The organism is Pseudomonas gozinkensis (genome assembly GCF_014863585.1).
GTDB lineage: Bacteria > Pseudomonadota > Gammaproteobacteria > Pseudomonadales > Pseudomonadaceae > Aquipseudomonas > Aquipseudomonas gozinkensis.
The window spans coordinates 1,517,167-1,534,086 of record NZ_CP062253.1 but is presented as its reverse complement, the minus strand read 5'-3'; the positions used below and the strand labels follow the sequence as shown (position 1 = coordinate 1,534,086).

Below are 16,920 nucleotides of genomic sequence, written 5' to 3'. Positions count from 1 at the left end.
ATTCCCACGCAGAGCGTGGGAACGATCACCTGCGACTAGCCGCGTCTATCCAGCAAGTTGACCACCACCCGATCCACCCAGCCCCACACCCTCTGCTTCACCCGCCGCCACAACGGTCGGCGCTGCCATTCCTCCAGACTCACCTGCTGACTCAGGCCAAAGTCCTTCTCGAAGCTCGCCGCCACCGCTGCCGTCAATGACGGGTCCAGCGCTTCCAGATTCGCTTCAAGATTGAAGCGCAGATTCCAGTGATCGAAATTGCACGAACCGATGCTGACCCAATCGTCCACCAGCACCATTTTCAGGTGAAGGAAGCACGGCTGGTACTCGTAGATTTTCACCCCGGCCTTGAGCAGGCGCGGGTAGTAGCGGTGGCCGGCATAACGCACCGACGGGTGATCGGTGCGCGGCCCGGTCAGCAGCAGGCGCACGTCGAGACCGCGGGCGGCGGCCTTGCGCAGGGAGCGGCGGATTTTCCAGGTCGGCAGGAAGTACGGCGTGGCCAGCCAGATCCGCTGCTGGCCGCTGTTCAGTGCGCGAAACAGCGATTGCAGAATGTCCCGATGCTGCCGGGCGTCGGCGTAGGCCACGCGGCCCATGCCCTCGCCCGTGTCCGGCACGCGCGGCAGCCGTGGCAGGCCGAAATGCGCGTTGGGCCGCCAGGCCCGGCGATGGCGGTTGGCGATCCATTGGCGATCGAACAGCAATTGCCAGTCGAGCACCAGCGGGCCGGTGATTTCCACCATGACCTCGTGCCATTCGCTGGTGTCGTGGCCCGGCGTCCAGAATTCGTCGGTGACCCCGGTGCCGCCGACCACTGCCAGACGCTGGTCGACCAGCAACAGCTTGCGATGATCGCGATAGAAATTGCCGACCCAGCGCCGCCAGTTCAGCCGGTTGTAAAAACGCAGCTCGACCCCGGCCCCGGTCAGCCGCCGGCGCAACGTGAGGGTGAAGGCGAGGCTGCCGTAATCATCGAACAGGCAACGCACCCGCACGCCCCGCTCCGCCGCCAGCACCAGCGCCTGCACGATGGTTTCGGCACAGGCGCCGGCCTCCACCAGATACAGCTCCAGTTCGATCTGCTCACGGGCGCGGGCGATCTCGTCGAGCATGCGCGGGAAGAATTGCGGGCCGTCGATCAACAACTCGAAGCGGTTGCCATCACGCCACGGAAACACCGCGCCGCGCATGTCAGCGCGCCGTGAAGATCAGTACCGCACCCACCGGCACCGACAGACTGATGGCCGACAGGCCAGCCATGTTGCGCAGGCTTTCCAGGCCCGGCAGCAGATCGAAATCCTCGGCGCTGATCACCAGCGGCTCCAGCGTCACCACTTGAAAGCGCCGGTCGTCCAGACGCGTGGCGAGCAGTTCGGCGGGGTATTCGTGTTGTTTGCCGTGCAGGTTGACGGTCAGCGGCAGGCGCAATTCAAGCTGCGCGCCGGGGGCCAGATCGTTGATCGGGCGCAGGTCGATCTGGGTAGTGATGGTCGCCTCGGGGAATCGCTCGATCTGGAACAGCTCCTTGCGCATGCGCTCGTCACGCAGCGGGATGCCGCTGTTGATCGAGTCCAGCTCCACTTCGACCTCGGCGCGGCCATCGGGATCGACCTTGCCGTGCAGCACCAGAAAGCGCTGCACTTCGGACACGTTGGCGTTTTTCGTGCTGACGAACGACAGCCGCGACGACTCGCCGTCCAGATACCAGTTGGCCTGGGCCGGCAGCGCAGCGGCGCCCAGCAGCAGGCCGGCGAAGGCGTTGCACAGAGAACGGTTGAACATTGAAGACTCGTGGGGCCGATAAACCTGCACGAACCTTAACTGGCCGTGGCGTTATTGCAAACTGTCAGTCTCTGCAAACGCTCAGGCCAGTGCCTGCTGCACCTCGCCGATGGTCGACGCGAGGCTGTTGAGGTGCAGGCTCAGCACCCGCTCCACCGGCGCCTGATCCATCGGCCAGTGCAGCGCCATGCTACCGACCAGCCGCCCTTGCGCACGAATCGGCAACGCCACCGCCCGGATCAGGAACGGCAGGCGCACCGGGTATTCCCAATAGCCTTCGGTGCGCTGGCCGAAGCCCTGATGCAAGGCTTGCTCGGTGGCCTGCAATACACCGTCATCGGCCAACTGTTCGCGCTCGGCCAGACGCTTTACGTCCTGGCTGTCGAGTTCGCCGAGGCACGCGCGGCCCATCGCCGAATGAAACAGGCTGGCGTGATGGCCGACGATCTGACAGTTGTTCGGATAGCGTTTGCGCAACACCTGCGGGATCGCGCTTTCCATCACTTCGACCCGTTCGCCGTCGAAGCACGACAGATCCGCTACCAACCCGGTGCGCTCGCTGAGTTCCAGCAGCATCGGCGCGGCGCTTTCTACCAGATGACGCTTGAAGCGTTGCTGACGATCACCGAACAGCCGTTTGGCGCACAACCGGTAGCGGCGGTCGCTGAGGCCGCGATAGATCCAGCCCTGCTCCTGCAAGGTCGCGAGCATCCGCGACACCGTGGCCTTGGGCAGGGTCGTCAGGTAGTGCAATTCTTCCAGCCCCAACGCCTGATGCTCGCCGAGCAATTCAACGATGGCCAGCGCCCGTTCGACCGAGCGCACGCTGCCGGTGTCTGCCTTGCTGCCCATGTGTTCGACCTCCATGGATGCGGATGAAAGATCACTTCGTGCAGCAAGATGCGGGCCGTTCAGGCCGATTGCAGACATGCCGGCGGTCGCCGTTCGACCCAGCGGGTCAGTTGTTCATGGGCATAGGCCAGTTGCAGCACCGCCCGATCCGCCTGGGCCGGGCCGATGATTTGCAGGCCCATCGGCAACCCGGCCGGGTTGAAACCCACCGGCACGCTGATGCTCGGCAGCCCCGCCAGGGTCGGGCCGATCACCACTTCCATCCAGCGGTGATAGGTGTCCATGGTCTGCCCGCCGACGACTCGCGGCCACGGTTGCTGTGCATCAAAAGGGAACACCTGGGCGGTGGGCAACAGCAGGAAATCGTAACGCTCGAACAACTCGCTCAACGCGCGATACCACTCGCTGCGCGCCACCGATGCCTGATAGACCTCGGCAGCGGTCAGACGCAGACCGCCCTCGATTTCCCACTGTGCTTCAGGTTTGAGCAGCGCCCGTTTCTCCGGGTCGGCATACGCCGCGCCGAGGCTGCCCTGAATGAGGAAATGCCGGTGCGTGAGCCAGGTCTGCCACAGGCGTTCCATGGAAAAGTCCGGCTGACAGGCCTCGACCTGACAGCCCAGCGCACTGAAATCCGCCAGCGCCGATTCGCACAGGCTCAACACGCCGTCGTCCATCGGCAGATAGCCGTTGTAATCGCCGAGCCAGCCGAGGCGCAGACCGCTGCAATCCTGTTGCAGATCCAGCCCGAAATCCCGTGGCTCATCAGCCAGCGACAGCGGCACGCGCGGATCGTAACCGGCCTGGGTCGAGAGCAATCGCGCGACGTCGGTGACCGTGCGGCCCATCGGCCCTTCGGTGGCCAGTTGCTGGACGAACACTTCCGGCATCGGCCCGTGAGGCACGCGGCCCTGGGACGGGCGAAAGCCGAACACGTTGTTGAACGCCGCCGGGTTGCGCAGCGAGCCCATCATGTCGCTGCCGTCGGCCACCGGCAGCAGGCGCAGGGCCAGTGCAACCGCCGCCCCGCCACTGCTGCCGCCGGCAATCAGGCTCGGATCGTAGGCGTTGGTGGTGGTGCCGAACACGCTGTTGTAGGTCTGCGAGCCGAGGCCGAATTCCGGGACGTTGCTCTTGCCGATGATGATCGCGCCGCAGTCGCGCACCCGCGCCACGCTGATCGCATCGTGCGGCGGCACTTGCTCGGCGAACAGCGGCGAGCCGAGGGTCGTACGCAACCCGGCAGTGGCCGCCAGGTCCTTGATCGCCTGGGGCATGCCGTGCATCCAGCCCCGGGACTCGCCGCGATCCAGTTGCCGGTCACACTCATCGGCCTCGCGCAACAGCACGTCCTGAGGGCGCAGCGAGACCAGCGCGTTGACCGCCGGATTGAAGCGATCGATGTGCGTCAGGTACGCCTGCATCACCTCGCGGCACGAAACCTTGCGAGCGTGGATCGCCCGGGACAGCGCATCGGCATCGAGGGTGACAATCGGATCAATGGCTAACGGACTCACGGTTTCACTCCCAGGTTGAGCGCAACGGATTTCTTTGCGCGTGGTGCCTCCTGCAAACAGTAAGTACCGAGCAGGGTCAGCAGGCAAGCGAACAAGACATAGAACGACGGCGCCACCGGGGTGTTCAGAACTTTACTCAGCCAGGTGACGATCAGCGGCGCAAAACCACCGAACACCATCACCGCCACGTTGTAGGCCACCGACACGCCGGTGGAGCGCACTTCTATCGGGAACTGCTCAGCCAGAGCCGTCGGGGCCGGGCCGAAGAACCCGCCAATCGCCGTGCACAGCAGCAGTTGCATCACCAGCAGGCGCTCGATCGACGGCGCCGCCGCGACCCACACATACAGCGGATAGACCATGACGAAAAACGCCAGGGTGAAGGCCATCAGCACCGGCCGCCGGCCGAGGCGATCCGACAGTGCGCCGGAGAACGGAATCACCACGGTCATCAGCCCCACCGCAAGCATCTGCACCAGCAACACCTGATCCAGCGGCAGGCCAAGGTTCTTGTGGGCGAAGGTCGGCATGTTCACCAGCACCACGTAGAACGACACTGTCGCCCCGCAGGCCAGGCCCATCGACACCAGCAGACTGCGGCGATGTTCACGCAGTACCTGCCACAGGCCCGGCGCGGCGCCTTTGGCTTTCTTGCGCGCTTCGAGAAATTCCTCCGGCTCTTCCATGTGCTTGCGGATCCACAACCCCACCGGGCCGATCAACAGGCCGAGCACGAACGGAATCCGCCAGCCCCAACTGTCCAGCGCTTCGGGAGAAAACAGGTGCGTGACCAGCGCTACCATCGCTGCGCCGCTGAACACCGCCAGGCATTGCCCGACCAGTTGCCACGAACCGTACAAACCCTTGCGATGGGCCGGCGCGCTCTCCACCAGAAACGCCGTGGCGCTCGCATATTCACCGCCCGTGGCAAAGCCCTGAAGCATCCGCGCCACCACAATCAGCAGCGGCGCGCCCATGCCGATGGCGGCGTAGTTCGGCGCGAACGCGATCAGGGCGATGGACACGGTCATCAGGCGGATGATCATCTGCATCGCGGCTTTACGACCTTTGCGGTCGGAGTAGATGCCGAGCAGGATGCCGCCCACCGGGCGCATGAAAAAGCCGACGCCGAAGGTCGCCAGCGCCATCAGCAGCGAGGCGTAGTCGTCGTCGGACGGGAAAAATTGCCGGGCGATGATGCTCGCCAGAAAGCCGTAAACGATGAAGTCGTACCATTCCAGGGCGTTGCCGATGACAGCGGCGACCACTTGCCGGGTGCGCGAAACGCCTGCGTTGGAAGTCTGCATGGGGATTCTCCAGAAGCTGTTGGTAGACCACGCAGGCGCGTGCGCACCTGCGTTCCAGCGGCAGCAAAAAGTGAAGAAATCAGGCCGGCTTGAGCCAGCTCTCGGTGAGCGCGCCCCAATACGCCGCGCCGGTCAGCAGAATGTCGTCGTTGAAGTCGTAGGCCGGGTTATGCACCATCGGCCGCGTCACGCCGTTGCCGATGAACAGGTAGGCGCCGGGGCAGCGCTGGAGCATCCAGGCGAAGTCTTCGCTGCCCATCAGTTTCGGTGTGTTGCCATCCACGGCGTCGGCACCGACCAGTTCGACGCCGACCTGACGGGCGAACTCGGTTTCGGCGGCGTGGTTGACCAGTACCGGGTAGGCCGGGCGGTGTTCGATGGTTGAGGTGCAGCCGAAGCTTTCGGCCTGGGCTTCGATGATCGAGCGCACGCGGTTCAGGGTCTGTTCGCGAACCTCGGCATTCAGCGCACGCAGGCTCAGGCGCAGGATCGCCTGTTGCGGAATCACGTTGGCCGCCTCGCCGGCCTGCAACGCGCCGACCGTCACCACCGCCGCCTGCTGCGCATCGATGTTGCGCGCGACCACGGTTTGCAAAGCCATCACCACACTGGCAGCAGCGACCAGCGGATCCACCGCCAGATGCGGCATCGAGCCGTGGCCGCCGACGCCTTCGATGGTCACCGTGAGCAGATCCTGCGAGGCCATCATCGGCCCTTCGCGAAACCCAAGATGCCCCGCCGGCAGGCCCGGCATGTTGTGCATGCCGAACAGCGCATCGCACGGGAAGCGTTCGAGCAGGCCGTCGGCAAGCATCGCTTCAGCCCCGCCCTGCCCCTCTTCGGCGGGCTGGAAAATCAGCGTCAGCGTGCCGTCGAACTGGCGGGTCGCGGCCAGATAACGCGCCGCACCGAGCAGCATCGCGGTGTGCCCGTCATGACCGCAGGCGTGCATGCAGCCCTGATGGCGGCTGCTGTAGGCGACGCCGGTGTTCTCGATGATCGGCAGTGCATCCATGTCGGCGCGCAGCCCGAGTCTGCGTGTGCTGCTGCCGTTGCGCAGTACGCCGACCACGCCGGTCTTGCCGACGCCGGTGTGGACTTCATAGCCCCACGCTTCGAGTGACCTGGCGACCAGCGCCGAGGTGCGGCTTTCCTCGAAACCGAGTTCAGGGTGAGCGTGAATGTCCTGGCGGGTGGCGTGCAGGTCGGCGGCCACATCGTTGAGCCAGGCCAGAATGTGCTGATGTCGGGGCATGACGGTTCTCCTCGCGCGGGTGTTCCCGGTCTTGTTGTTCGGTGTTGTTTCACGACACGTGAACGGCAGGTCGTGCTCACCGCCAGATAACCGCGAGACACGCGAGAGGACAATCGAATGTGGTTCCACAGGGTGGAACCGCAAGCTTTAGGGTCAGGCGAAGTTCTTGAGATCAACACCCATCCTGTGGGAGCTGGCTTGCCAGCGACTGCGCCGGCAGAAGTGACATTTTCGGCGCCTGATACACCGCCATCGCGGGCAAGCCCGCTCCCACAGAGTTTTTCAGTGGTTTGCAAAACGGGTCTGAATCATGGATTGAGGCGACAGCCCTGGCGTTCGCCTTGCCACCGGGCGCTGTTGCTGCGCCCCAGGCCGCTGGCGGTGACGATTTTTTGCGTGCGGTCATCGGTCAGTTCGCTGGGCAACCACTGCTTCACGTAGCCCCTGCAATACTCGGCGTCGTTGTTCATCACATAGCGGCACGAACAATATTCCTTGGCGGTGTAGGCGCTGATGATGTCCGGGAAGGCCCACAGGTTTTCGCGTTCGTGCCAGCCCCAGCCCAGCAGCACGACCAACAGCACCAGCAGGATTCGTCTGAACAGTTTCATGGCCGCAACGCCCCCAGCACGCGCTTGAGCAATTCGTTGTGGCGATAGCTGCCGTCGCGGTCATCGGCGTAGCGGACGATCACCAGTTTTTCGCTCGGGATTACGTACAGCGCCTGGCCCCAGTGGCCGAGGGCGGCGAAGGTGTCGGGCGGTGCGTCGGGCCACGGCGAAGGCGCGCCATCTGCCGGGCGATTGAGCCACCACTGGGCACCGGGCACGGCTTCGTCCTGATTAGCCTTGTAGCCGGCGAAGGGTTGGCGATTGAAGGCGACCCAATCTTTGGGCAGCAACTGCCGGTCGTTCCAGCGTCCGTCCCGTTCCATCAACAGACCGATTCGCGCCAGGTCCCGGGCGGTCATATAAGCGTAGGAGGAGGCGACGAAGGTGCCCGTGGCGTCGGTTTCCCACGTGGCATGGCGGATGCCCAGGGGATCGAAAAGCGCTGTCCACGGATAGTCCGGATAACGTTGCGGGCCGACGATGGTTTTCAGTGCCGCGGACAACAGATTGCTGTCGCCGCTGGAGTAGCGGAACGCCTGGCCTGCTGGCGCGTAACTGTCGTGGTCGGCGGTGAAGGCGGCCATGTCGCGGTGACCACGGGTGTAGAGCATCGCCACCACCGAGGATTTCAACGGGGCGTATTCGTAGTCTTCCTGCCAGTCGATGCCCGACGCCCAGTGCAGCAGATCCTTGATCGTGATGGCCGGGTGTTTTTCCAGCGCCGGGTAATATTGCGCGGCCGGGTCATCGAGCTTGAACAAGCCTTCGCCGTACGCCACGCCGAACACCGTGGCCATCAGGCTTTTGCTGATCGACCAGGTCAGGTGCGGAGTGTCGGCGGTGGTCGCGGCGGCGTAGCGTTCGTAGATGACCTGGCCGTCGCGGATCACCAGCAAGGCGTCGGTGCGAATGCCTTTGCGGGTGCTGTCATCGCGGGTCGGGAAGGCGTAGGTCTCCAAAGCTTCGACGGCGGGAGCGGTAATTTTCGGGCCGGTCGGCCATTGCTCGCCCGGCCATTGTTCGGCCTGAACCGTGAAGCTGATCAGCAGCAGAAACAGGGACAGGCCTTTGAACATGGTGAGGGCTCTGGGGATGAACCTGCTGAGGGTAGTCAGGATTGATGACAAATTTGAGATTTCGGCTGCCCAATAGACCGCCATCGCTGGCAAGCCAGCTCCCACAGGATCCGTGGCATGTTGACAACTTGTGGCAATCCTCTAACCCTGTGGGAGCGGGCTTGCCCGCGATGGGGCCGGTCAATTCACCGCTAAGGCCTTGGCCAGACGCTTGGCCCGCGCACCTGCGGCCAGTTGCATGACCGATTGATCGCGCTGCCACATCGCCGCCCACTCAGGATTGCTGTCGCGCAGCGCCTGATCAACTTCGGCTTTAAGCCCGTCGAACTGCGCAAACAATCCGCCGAGCAACACATGCCCGGCCGGATTGTTCGGCGGCTGGCGACTGACTTCCGCGCAACCGGCCAACAGCGCCAGCAAGCGCAATTGCAGCGGCTGCGGCCAGCCGCTGTCCTGACTGACGCCGTACAGCCACGCCGTCATTGCGCTGAGCACATAGACATCTTCAAGGGTGCGGAACGGTTTGACGTAAGCATCCCAACCGTCCCCGGCGAGCAATTCACACAACGCATCGTCGAGATGCAGCCGGCCATGGCTGATGTCCGGCATCAACGGCAGCGCCGGGAGTTTTTCCACCCGCACGCCGGTCTCGCCGGGATACACCACCGCCAGACTCAGGCGCGGTGATTCGCCGGGTTGTTCACTGCGCGCGGCGATCAGCAGCCAGTCCGCCGCATCGCCGGCGGTGACGAAATCCTTTTGTCCGGTGAGGCGCAGATCCGTGAGCCGGGTCTGCATGTCCGCCGGGCGCAGGCTGCGCTGCTCGGTCGCACACAACGCGCCGAGGCTCGGCGGCGCGCTCGGCCAGAGCATGCGCAGCGCCGCCTGATAACCCACCAGAAACGCCAGCCCCGGCGTCGCCATCCGCCGCCCTCCCGCCACCGCCAGTTCGAACGGCGTCACGCTGCCCAGTTGATGCAGCAACGTGGCGAAGCCCTCCGCCAGATCGGCAACAGCGGGCAGGCGTTCGCGGCATTCAAGCAGGGTCGACCAGGTCATCAGAGGCTCCTCGTGGGCTGTCATATAAGCATCACCAAACATTCATGGCGATGACACCGGGGCTACATAGCCTGACTTTGCACAACACGGCTGCATAAAGAAAGTCGATCGGCTGCAACCCATGACGGGTTCAAGGCCCGTACGGAGATTCACATGACTCAGATCGCCCGCATCAGCGACACCGGCAATGAACGCCGCCTGCAAGCCGAACGCCTGATCGGCGCCGAGGCCTTGCAGCAAGCCCAGGCCTTGCGCTTCAACGTGTTCAGCGGCGAGTTCAACGCCAAGCTGAACGGCGCGGAGCTGGGTCTGGACATGGATGACTATGATGTTCACTGCAGCCACATCGGCGTGCGTGACCTGAACACCGGCCGCCTGGTGGCGACCACCCGTTTGCTCGATCACACCGCCGCCAGCAGCCTGGGCAAGTTCTACAGCGAAGAAGAATTCAGCCTGCACGGCCTCGCCGGCCTGCAAGGCCCGATCCTGGAAATCGGTCGCACCTGCGTCGACCCGGCCTACCGCAACGGCGGCACCATCGCCGTGCTCTGGGGCGAACTGGCCGAAGTCCTCAATCAGGGCGGCTATAGCTACCTGATGGGCTGCGCGAGCATCCCGATGCAGGACGGCGGCGTACAGGCCCACGCGATCATGCAGCGTCTGCGCGAACGTTATCTGTGCACCGAACACCTGCGCGCCGAACCGAAGAATCCACTGCCGAGCCTCGACATTCCATCAAACGTGATCGCCGAAATGCCACCGCTGCTCAAGGCCTACATGCGTCTGGGCGCGAAGATCTGCGGCGAGCCGTGCTGGGACGAAGACTTCCAGGTCGCCGACGTGTTCATCCTGCTCAAGCGCGACGAGCTCTGCCCGCGCTACGCCAAGCACTTCAAGGCGGCTGTGTAATGAGCCGGCTGCGGGTGTACGCGCGAATTGCGCGAGTGCTGCTGGTGGTGACACTGGGCCTGAGCATGGCCAGTGTCTTCGGGGTTTTCGAACGTCTGGGGCTGGCCCATTCGATGGAGCGTCGGCAGCGCTGGTCGCGGTTTTTCATGGCGCGTCTGAGCAATGCCCTGCCCTTTCGCGTGACCGTACATGGCGAGCTGCCGAAACAGCCGATGCTGTGGGTCAGCAACCATGTGTCGTGGACCGACATTCCGCTGCTCGGCATGCTCACGCCGCTGTCGTTTCTGTCCAAGGCCGAAGTGCGCACCTGGCCGGTGGCCGGCTGGCTGGCGGCGAAGGCCGGCAGCCTGTTCATCCGTCGCGGCTCGGGCGACAGCCAGTTGATCCGCAAACAGATGACCCGTCACCTGCAAACCGATCATCCGCTGCTGATGTTCCCGGAAGGCACCACCACCGATGGCCGTTCGCTGCGCACCTTTCACGGTCGCCTGCTGTCGGCGGCAATCGATTCCGAGGTGAAGCTGCAACCGGTGGCGATCCGTTATCTGCGCGACGGCAAGATCGATTCGCTGGCGCCGTTCATTGGTGACGATGATCTGCTGTCGCACCTGATGCGCCTGTTCAGCAACGACTGCGGCGATGTCGAGATTCATCTGCTCAAGCCGATTGCCTGCCAGGGCCGGGAACGCGCGGCACTGGCATTCGAATCGCAGCAAGCAGTGCAGAAAGCATTGTTCGGCGCAATTCCCGACAAACATCAAGCCCCGATGCGCCCGGCAATCGCTGCCTGATACGCAATTTCTGAAATCACCCGGTGCCCCTGTGGAAGCGGGCTTGCCCGCGATAGCGATAGACCAGTCAGCATCAATGCTGGAAGGGCCGAAGCCATCGCTGGCAAGCCAGCTCCCACAGGGATTCAGTTTGCCTGAGAGCGTCGGGAGAACTCTTGGAGTTGTGGGTAGAACAAACGAAAGTCATCACTGAGCGGCTCATACAGACGCCGCAACTCCTGCATCGCCCCGGCCAATTCCTCAGGTCGGGTCAGGCGCCGGGAAATCCCCCGCAGCACCTGGTCCAGCACTTCGAATTCCTGATACGAACCCAACCAGTCATTGGCCACCATGTGCGGGGCGATCTTCGCCAGACGCTCGGGCAATTGCCGCTCGCTGGACAGTACGCGGTAAACGTCGGTGGTGAATTGGTTGAGCGGTCGGTCGGCGTACAGCGTCCAGTCCCGGGCCAGGCAATGGTCGAAAAACACGTCGAGAACGATGCCCGCGTAACGGCGGCGAGTCGTGGAAAACCGCGCCAGTGAGGCGTCCACCAATGGATGGCGATCAGTGAACACGTCGATCTGCCGATGCAGGGCAATCGCCGCTTCGATCTCCGGATCAAACTGGCCTTGCAGCCGCCCTTTGACGAAATCGCCATACAGACTGCCGAGCAGTTGACCGGGGCGCTGGCCACCGAGGTGTAAATGTGCGAGATAGTTCATGGGCGCAGCTTAGCACCGCGCCCGCGTTTGTTTACACCTCACATATCGTTATAACCCGATATACCGATTTATACGGTCGTCAGATCAAATTCATATTGGTGTATCGCGAAGTACCGATATAAAGTTCGCCTCATCGCGATATAGCGCTACACACATCACGAGCACCCAGCCATGAACATTGACCTCGACGAAATAATAAAAGCCCTGGCACACCCAGTACGGCGAGACATCCTCAACTGGCTGAAAGACCCGAAAGCCCAGTTTCCGGAACAGATCCACAACCACGAGTACGGCATCTGCGCCGGGCAGATCGATCAACGCTGCGGCCTGTCGCAATCGACCGTCTCCGCCCACCTGGCCACCCTGCAACGGGCCGGGCTGATCAGCAGCCAGAAAGCCGGCCAGTGGCACTTTTTCAAACGCAACGAGGACGTGATCCAGGCGTTCCTCAGCACCCTCAGCAAAGAGCTCTGACCCTTAACGTCAGCCAGCCAAAAGGACCCAACGATGCCCCTCTCGCTACTCATACTCGCCTTGAGCGCCTTCGCCATCGGCACCACCGAGTTCGTCATCATGGGCCTGCTGCCCAATGTGGCGGCCGACCTCGGTGTGTCGATTCCCGGCGCCGGCTGGCTGGTGACCGGCTACGCCCTGGGCGTGGCGATTGGTGCACCGTTCATGGCAATGGCCACTGCAAAACTGCCGCGCAAGGCTGCACTGGTAACGCTGATGGGCATCTTCATTATCGGCAACCTGCTCTGTGCCATCGCCAGTGACTACAACGTGCTGATGTTCGCTCGCGTCGTCACCGCCCTCTGCCACGGCGCGTTCTTCGGCATCGGTTCGGTGGTCGCGGCCAACCTGGTGGCGCCGAACAAACGCGCCTCGGCCGTAGCCCTGATGTTCACCGGCCTGACCCTGGCCAACGTACTCGGCGTACCGCTGGGCACCGCCCTCGGTCAGGAAGCCGGCTGGCGTTCGACCTTCTGGGCAGTGACCGTGATCGGTGTGATCGCGCTGATCGGCCTGATCCGCTTCCTGCCGGCCAAGCGTGACGAAGAAAAACTCGACATGCGTGCCGAACTGGCCGCACTCAAAGGCGCCGGTATCTGGCTGTCGCTGAGCATGACCGCACTGTTCGCCGCCTCGGTGTTCACCCTGTTCACTTACGTCGCACCGTTGCTGGGCGATGTCACCGGCGTCTCGCCTCGTGGCGTGACCTGGACCCTGATGCTCATCGGCCTGGGCCTGACCGTCGGCAACATCCTCGGCGGAAAACTGGCCGACAAGGGCCTGGCCGCGACCCTGATCGGCGTGTTCATCGCCATGGCCGTGACCTCTACCGTACTGACCTGGACCAGCATCGCGCTGATCCCCACCGAAATCACCCTGTTCCTCTGGGCCACCGCGTGTTTCGCCGCCGTGCCTGCCCTGCAAGTGAACGTCGTGACCTACGGCCAGGCCGCACCGAATCTGGTGTCGACCCTGAACATCGGCGCCTTCAACGTCGGCAACGCCCTCGGCGCCTGGGTCGGCGGCAGCGTCATTGCCCACGGCTACGGCCTGACCAGCGTGCCTCTTGCTGCCGCTGCGCTGGCAGTCCTCGCACTGCTGGTGACCCTGATCACATTCCGCCAGAACGGCAATCCCGAGCTGGCCACCGCTAACTGATTCACTCACTTACCTCACGAGGGTTGTATCTCATGGCAACAATTTTCGATCCGATCAAACTGGGCGACCTCGAGCTGTCCAACCGCATCATCATGGCGCCGCTGACCCGCTGCCGCGCCGACGAAGGCCGCGTACCGAACGCGCTGATGGCCGAGTACTACGTACAACGCGCCTCGGCCGGCCTGATCCTCAGCGAAGCCACCTCGGTGACCCCGATGGGCGTCGGCTACCCGGACACCCCCGGCATCTGGTCCAACGACCAGGTGCGCGGCTGGACCAACGTGACCAAGGCCGTTCACGCCGCTGGTGGCAAGATCGTCCTGCAACTGTGGCACGTCGGCCGGGTCTCCCACCCGTCGTACCTGAACGGCGAAGCGCCGGTGGCACCGAGCGCCATCCAGCCAAAAGGTCACGTCAGCCTGGTTCGCCCACTGGCCGACTATCCGACGCCACGTGCACTGGAAACCGCTGAAATCGCCGACATCGTCGACGCTTACCGCGTCGGTGCGGAAAACGCCAAGGCTGCCGGTTTCGACGGCGTGGAAATCCACGGCGCCAACGGCTACCTGCTCGACCAGTTCCTGCAAAGCAGCACCAACCAGCGCACCGACATCTACGGCGGCTCCCTGGAAAACCGTGCCCGTCTGCTGCTGGAAGTGACCGACGCTGCGATCGAAGTCTGGGGCGCCGGTCGTATCGGTGTGCACCTGGCACCGCGCGCCGACTCCCATGACATGGGCGACGACAACCTGGCCGAAACCTTCACCTACGTCGCCCGTGAACTGGGCAAGCGTGGCATCGCCTTCATCTGCTCCCGCGAGAAAGAAGGCGCCGACAGCCTCGGCCCACAACTGAAAGAAGCCTTCGGCGGCGCGTACATCGCCAACGAGCGCTTCACCAAGGACAGCGCCAACGCGTGGCTGGCCGAGGGCAAGGCTGACGCCGTGGCATTCGGCATCCCGTTCATTGCCAACCCGGACCTGCCGGCCCGTTTGAAGGCCGATGCGCCGCTGAACGAACCGCACCCGGAAACCTTCTACGGCAAAGGCGCGGTCGGCTACCTCGACTACCCGACGCTGTAAGCCACACAGCAGAAATACAAAAGCCCCCGACTCGCGAGAGTCGGGGGCTTTTTATTGGGCGCCGGGTGGGCGAGCCGCTCACATTCGTTCACAGGCTCGACACAAAATCCCTACAAAATACGTAGCTCGCTACGTTTCAACCCGCGCCGCAGAGGTATATAAAAGCATCCCATTGCAGCGGGGCGAGTGAGGGATCTTCACCCTCCTCCGTCATTGACACAAACTGATCCAATAACGAATTTTGTTTCATTTGCGCAGGCTGGGGCTCCAGCGCAGCATATCCAGCCCGGTATCGACCCAGCGCTCGGCCTCTGCGTACAGCTCGAAGCTGTCCGGCGCCAGGAGCCATCCATAAAGGAGGCCATCGATATAGGCGTGAATGCTGATGGCTGCCCGGGCAGTGTCGAGGTCTGCCGGCAACTGCCCGCGATTGACCGCATTACTCAATGTCAGCGCGATCCGCACATTGCAATCGAGGCTGGCGGTCCGGCGCTGCTGGCGCAGATCGCACATTTCATCGGTGAACTCGCACTTATGAAACAGAATTTCGTTGATACGCCGGGTCTTCGGGTCCAGTGCAACTTGATGAAACAAATGAATCAGCAATTGGCGCATGCAGCCAAGCGGATCGGGTTCATCCTCGCTTTCGCTGGCCTTGGCCAGTTCGTCCAGCGGCTCATGCAGGGTATCGAGCATCGCTTGCAACAGGTCGGCCTTGTTGCTGAAGTGCCAGTAGATGGCACCGCGCGTCACCCCGGCCAGGGTGGCGATATCCGACAGGGTCGTGCGGGCCACGCCCCGCTCATAGAAGGCTTTCTCGGCCGCTTCGAGAATCTGGCTGCGCGTTTCCTGAGCTTCCTCTTTGGTACGACGAACCATGGCAGTAAAACCTCAAACAGGATGTTTCAGGGATGGCTGAATATCCGCTGAATAAAAAAGGGTTGATCTCTCGCGGATCGGCTCCCCGGCCTACAATTTCAGACCTTGCGACGACTTTTGTAACAGGGTGGATACGACGCCAAGGTGTTTACAAACAACCATGAACGTAAGTATATTCCTTAGCAAGCTACTTATCCACCCGGTAACCTTTTTTTACCCTTCCACACTTCTTGTGCGCTTTTCGCGCGCCTGACCCGAGGATCTTCATGCAATTCAAGCCAGCTGTTACCGCTCTGGTCACTGCCGTCGCCCTGGCATCGCTGCTCAGCGGATGTAAAAAGGAAGAGGCGGCTCCCGCCGCACCACCTCCTCAGGTCGGCGTCGTCACCCTGCAACCACAAGCCTTTACCCTGACTTCCGAACTGCCGGGCCGCACCAGTGCGTTCCGCATCGCTGAAGTTCGCCCGCAGGTCAACGGCATCATTCTCAAGCGTCTGTTCAAGGAAGGCGGCGATGTCAAAGCCGGCCAGCAGCTGTATCAGATCGATCCGTCGGTCTATGAAGCGACCCTGAAAAGCGCCGAAGCCAGCCTGCGTTCGACCAAATCGATCTCCGACCGCTACAAGCAGTTGGTGGACGAGCAGGCCGTCAGCCGTCAGGAATACGACACCGCCGTGGCCAACCGCCTGCAATCGGAAGCGTCGTTGCAGACCGCACAGATCAACGTGCGCTACACCAAGGTCTACGCACCGATCTCCGGTCGTATCGGCCGCTCTTCGGTGACCGAAGGCGCGCTGGTCAGCAGCGGCCAGGCCGATGCGATGGCGACCATCCAGCAACTGGACCCGATCTACGTCGACGTCACTCAGTCTTCGGTCGAATTGCTGGAGCTGCGTCGCGAACTGGAAAGTGGCCGCCTGCAGAAGGCCGGCGACAACGCCGCTGCGGTCAAGCTGACCCTGGAAGACGGCAGCCAATACAAGCTCGACGGTAAGCTGGAATTCTCCGAAGTGTCGGTCGACCCGACCACTGGTTCCGTGACCCTGCGCGCCGTATTCCCGAACCCGGATCACACCCTGTTGCCGGGCATGTTCGTTCGCGCCCAGCTGCAGGCCGGTGTCAACGCCGCCGCCATTCTGGCGCCGCAACAGGGCGTGACCCGTGACCTCAAGGGTACACCGACCGCGCTGGTGGTCGGTGCGGACAACAAGGTCGAACTGCGTCAGCTCAAGGCCAGCCGTACCGTCGGCAGCCAGTGGCTGATCGAAGACGGCCTGAAAGCCGGCGATCGCCTGATCACCGAAGGGCTGCAATTCGTGCGTCCAGGTGTCCAGGTCAACCCGACCGAAGCGACCAACGTAGCCAAGAACCCGGCACCCGCCAAGGCAGCTGACAAAGCCTACGGCGGCAAAGGGGAGTAAC

The 16,920-nt window shown here is 63.1% G+C and carries 17 protein-coding genes; 6 read left to right on the top strand and 11 right to left on the bottom strand.

From position 1 onward, the window contains the following. Positions 1-35: 35 nt before the first annotated feature. The 9 genes from IHQ43_RS06835 to IHQ43_RS06795 form a co-directional block, all read right to left on the bottom strand. Positions 36-1,193 (bottom strand): phospholipase D-like domain-containing protein, encoded by a 1,158-nt coding sequence (locus IHQ43_RS06835; protein ID WP_192563818.1) that lies wholly within the window; start codon positions 1,191-1,193, stop codon positions 36-38. A 1-nt stretch (position 1,194) separates the two neighbouring features. Further along, on the bottom strand, positions 1,195-1,785 hold the full coding sequence (locus IHQ43_RS06830) for a YceI family protein (RefSeq protein WP_192563817.1): 591 nt from the start codon (positions 1,783-1,785) through the stop codon (positions 1,195-1,197). Positions 1,786-1,866: 81 nt separating this feature from the next. Next, positions 1,867-2,637 carry an IclR family transcriptional regulator gene (locus IHQ43_RS06825; protein ID WP_085748215.1) on the bottom strand — a complete coding sequence of 257 codons (771 nt, stop codon included), beginning with the start codon at positions 2,635-2,637 and terminating at the stop codon, positions 1,867-1,869. 59 nt (positions 2,638-2,696) lie between these two features. Continuing rightward, on the bottom strand, positions 2,697-4,154 hold the full coding sequence (locus IHQ43_RS06820; RefSeq protein ID WP_192563816.1) for an amidase: 1,458 nt from the start codon (positions 4,152-4,154) through the stop codon (positions 2,697-2,699). Beyond that, positions 4,151-5,461 (bottom strand): citrate-proton symporter, encoded by a 1,311-nt coding sequence (locus tag IHQ43_RS06815; protein ID WP_192563815.1) that lies wholly within the window; start codon positions 5,459-5,461, stop codon positions 4,151-4,153. The genes IHQ43_RS06820 and IHQ43_RS06815 overlap by 4 nt, the downstream gene beginning before the upstream one ends. 79 nt (positions 5,462-5,540) lie before the next feature. Beyond that, on the bottom strand, positions 5,541-6,716 hold the full coding sequence (locus IHQ43_RS06810) for a M20 aminoacylase family protein (RefSeq protein ID WP_192563814.1): 1,176 nt from the start codon (positions 6,714-6,716) through the stop codon (positions 5,541-5,543). A 308-nt stretch (positions 6,717-7,024) separates the two neighbouring features. Further along, positions 7,025-7,327 (bottom strand): amidase, encoded by a 303-nt coding sequence (locus IHQ43_RS06805; protein WP_192563813.1) that lies wholly within the window; start codon positions 7,325-7,327, stop codon positions 7,025-7,027. Then, positions 7,324-8,403, bottom strand: a complete 1,080-nt coding sequence (locus IHQ43_RS06800) for a serine hydrolase domain-containing protein (protein WP_192563812.1) — start codon at positions 8,401-8,403, stop codon at positions 7,324-7,326. Before IHQ43_RS06800 ends, IHQ43_RS06805 begins: the two co-directional genes overlap by 4 nt. A gap of 180 nt (positions 8,404-8,583) precedes the next feature. Continuing rightward, the gene (locus IHQ43_RS06795; protein WP_192563811.1) at positions 8,584-9,462 is read right to left on the bottom strand and encodes an acyl-CoA dehydrogenase middle domain-containing protein; all 879 of its coding nucleotides are present in this window, start codon (positions 9,460-9,462) and stop codon (positions 8,584-8,586) included. A 153-nt stretch (positions 9,463-9,615) separates the two neighbouring features. Between IHQ43_RS06795 and olsB the strand changes: the two genes are divergently transcribed. Together olsB and IHQ43_RS06785 are read left to right on the top strand one after the other, a co-directional pair. Further along, positions 9,616-10,371, top strand: coding sequence for an L-ornithine N(alpha)-acyltransferase (gene olsB / locus IHQ43_RS06790; RefSeq protein WP_007957877.1), 756 nt, complete (start codon positions 9,616-9,618; stop codon positions 10,369-10,371). Continuing rightward, positions 10,371-11,162, top strand: coding sequence for a lysophospholipid acyltransferase family protein (locus IHQ43_RS06785; protein WP_192563810.1), 792 nt, complete (start codon positions 10,371-10,373; stop codon positions 11,160-11,162). The genes olsB and IHQ43_RS06785 overlap by 1 nt, the downstream gene beginning before the upstream one ends. A 125-nt stretch (positions 11,163-11,287) precedes the next feature. On the opposite strand, the gene IHQ43_RS06780 is transcribed toward IHQ43_RS06785, so the two are convergent. Further along, positions 11,288-11,866, bottom strand: coding sequence for an acyl carrier protein phosphodiesterase (locus tag IHQ43_RS06780; protein WP_192563809.1), 579 nt, complete (start codon positions 11,864-11,866; stop codon positions 11,288-11,290). 171 nt (positions 11,867-12,037) lie between these two features. Between IHQ43_RS06780 and IHQ43_RS06775 the strand changes: the two genes are divergently transcribed. The 3 genes from IHQ43_RS06775 to IHQ43_RS06765 are packed head-to-tail and all read left to right on the top strand — an operon-like array spanning position 12,038 to position 14,619. Continuing rightward, a complete protein-coding gene (locus IHQ43_RS06775) occupies positions 12,038-12,340 on the top strand; it encodes an ArsR/SmtB family transcription factor (RefSeq protein ID WP_007957866.1) in 303 nt (100 codons plus the stop codon). Between the two features lie 33 nt (positions 12,341-12,373). Continuing rightward, complete coding sequence (locus IHQ43_RS06770) at positions 12,374-13,537, top strand: MFS transporter (protein ID WP_192563808.1); 1,164 nt, start codon at positions 12,374-12,376, stop codon at positions 13,535-13,537. 32 nt (positions 13,538-13,569) lie between these two features. Beyond that, positions 13,570-14,619, top strand: coding sequence for an alkene reductase (locus IHQ43_RS06765; RefSeq protein ID WP_192563807.1), 1,050 nt, complete (start codon positions 13,570-13,572; stop codon positions 14,617-14,619). Positions 14,620-14,865: 246 nt separating this feature from the next. On the opposite strand, the gene IHQ43_RS06760 is transcribed toward IHQ43_RS06765, so the two are convergent. Continuing rightward, positions 14,866-15,498 carry a TetR family transcriptional regulator gene (locus tag IHQ43_RS06760; protein WP_192563806.1) on the bottom strand — a complete coding sequence of 211 codons (633 nt, stop codon included), beginning with the start codon at positions 15,496-15,498 and terminating at the stop codon, positions 14,866-14,868. A 266-nt stretch (positions 15,499-15,764) separates the two neighbouring features. Here IHQ43_RS06760 and emhA point away from each other — a divergent pair, with 266 nt between their 5' ends. Beyond that, a complete protein-coding gene (gene emhA, locus IHQ43_RS06755) occupies positions 15,765-16,919 on the top strand; it encodes an efflux RND transporter periplasmic adaptor subunit EmhA (protein WP_192563805.1) in 1,155 nt (384 codons plus the stop codon). Position 16,920 lies beyond the last annotated feature (1 nt).

Bases quoted from the DNA above. Each gene is read 5' to 3' on its own strand.
- IHQ43_RS06765 (WP_192563807.1), top strand. From the start codon at position 13,570: ATGGCAACAATTTTCGATCCGATCAAACTGGGCGACCTCGAGCTGTCC.
- IHQ43_RS06810 (WP_192563814.1), bottom strand. From the start codon at position 6,716: ATGCCCCGACATCAGCACATTCTGGCCTGGCTCAACGATGTGGCCGCC.
- IHQ43_RS06770 (WP_192563808.1), top strand. From the start codon at position 12,374: ATGCCCCTCTCGCTACTCATACTCGCCTTGAGCGCCTTCGCCATCGGC.
- IHQ43_RS06805 (WP_192563813.1), bottom strand. From the start codon at position 7,327: ATGAAACTGTTCAGACGAATCCTGCTGGTGCTGTTGGTCGTGCTGCTG.
- IHQ43_RS06830 (WP_192563817.1), bottom strand. From the start codon at position 1,785: ATGTTCAACCGTTCTCTGTGCAACGCCTTCGCCGGCCTGCTGCTGGGC.
- IHQ43_RS06780 (WP_192563809.1), bottom strand. From the start codon at position 11,866: ATGAACTATCTCGCACATTTACACCTCGGTGGCCAGCGCCCCGGTCAA.
- IHQ43_RS06785 (WP_192563810.1), top strand. From the start codon at position 10,371: ATGAGCCGGCTGCGGGTGTACGCGCGAATTGCGCGAGTGCTGCTGGTG.
- IHQ43_RS06760 (WP_192563806.1), bottom strand. From the start codon at position 15,498: ATGGTTCGTCGTACCAAAGAGGAAGCTCAGGAAACGCGCAGCCAGATT.
- IHQ43_RS06825 (WP_085748215.1), bottom strand. From the start codon at position 2,637: ATGGGCAGCAAGGCAGACACCGGCAGCGTGCGCTCGGTCGAACGGGCG.
- IHQ43_RS06800 (WP_192563812.1), bottom strand. From the start codon at position 8,403: ATGTTCAAAGGCCTGTCCCTGTTTCTGCTGCTGATCAGCTTCACGGTT.
- IHQ43_RS06835 (WP_192563818.1), bottom strand. From the start codon at position 1,193: ATGCGCGGCGCGGTGTTTCCGTGGCGTGATGGCAACCGCTTCGAGTTG.
- IHQ43_RS06795 (WP_192563811.1), bottom strand. From the start codon at position 9,462: ATGACCTGGTCGACCCTGCTTGAATGCCGCGAACGCCTGCCCGCTGTT.
- IHQ43_RS06775 (WP_007957866.1), top strand. From the start codon at position 12,038: ATGAACATTGACCTCGACGAAATAATAAAAGCCCTGGCACACCCAGTA.
- olsB (WP_007957877.1), top strand. From the start codon at position 9,616: ATGACTCAGATCGCCCGCATCAGCGACACCGGCAATGAACGCCGCCTG.
- emhA (WP_192563805.1), top strand. From the start codon at position 15,765: ATGCAATTCAAGCCAGCTGTTACCGCTCTGGTCACTGCCGTCGCCCTG.
- IHQ43_RS06815 (WP_192563815.1), bottom strand. From the start codon at position 5,461: ATGCAGACTTCCAACGCAGGCGTTTCGCGCACCCGGCAAGTGGTCGCC.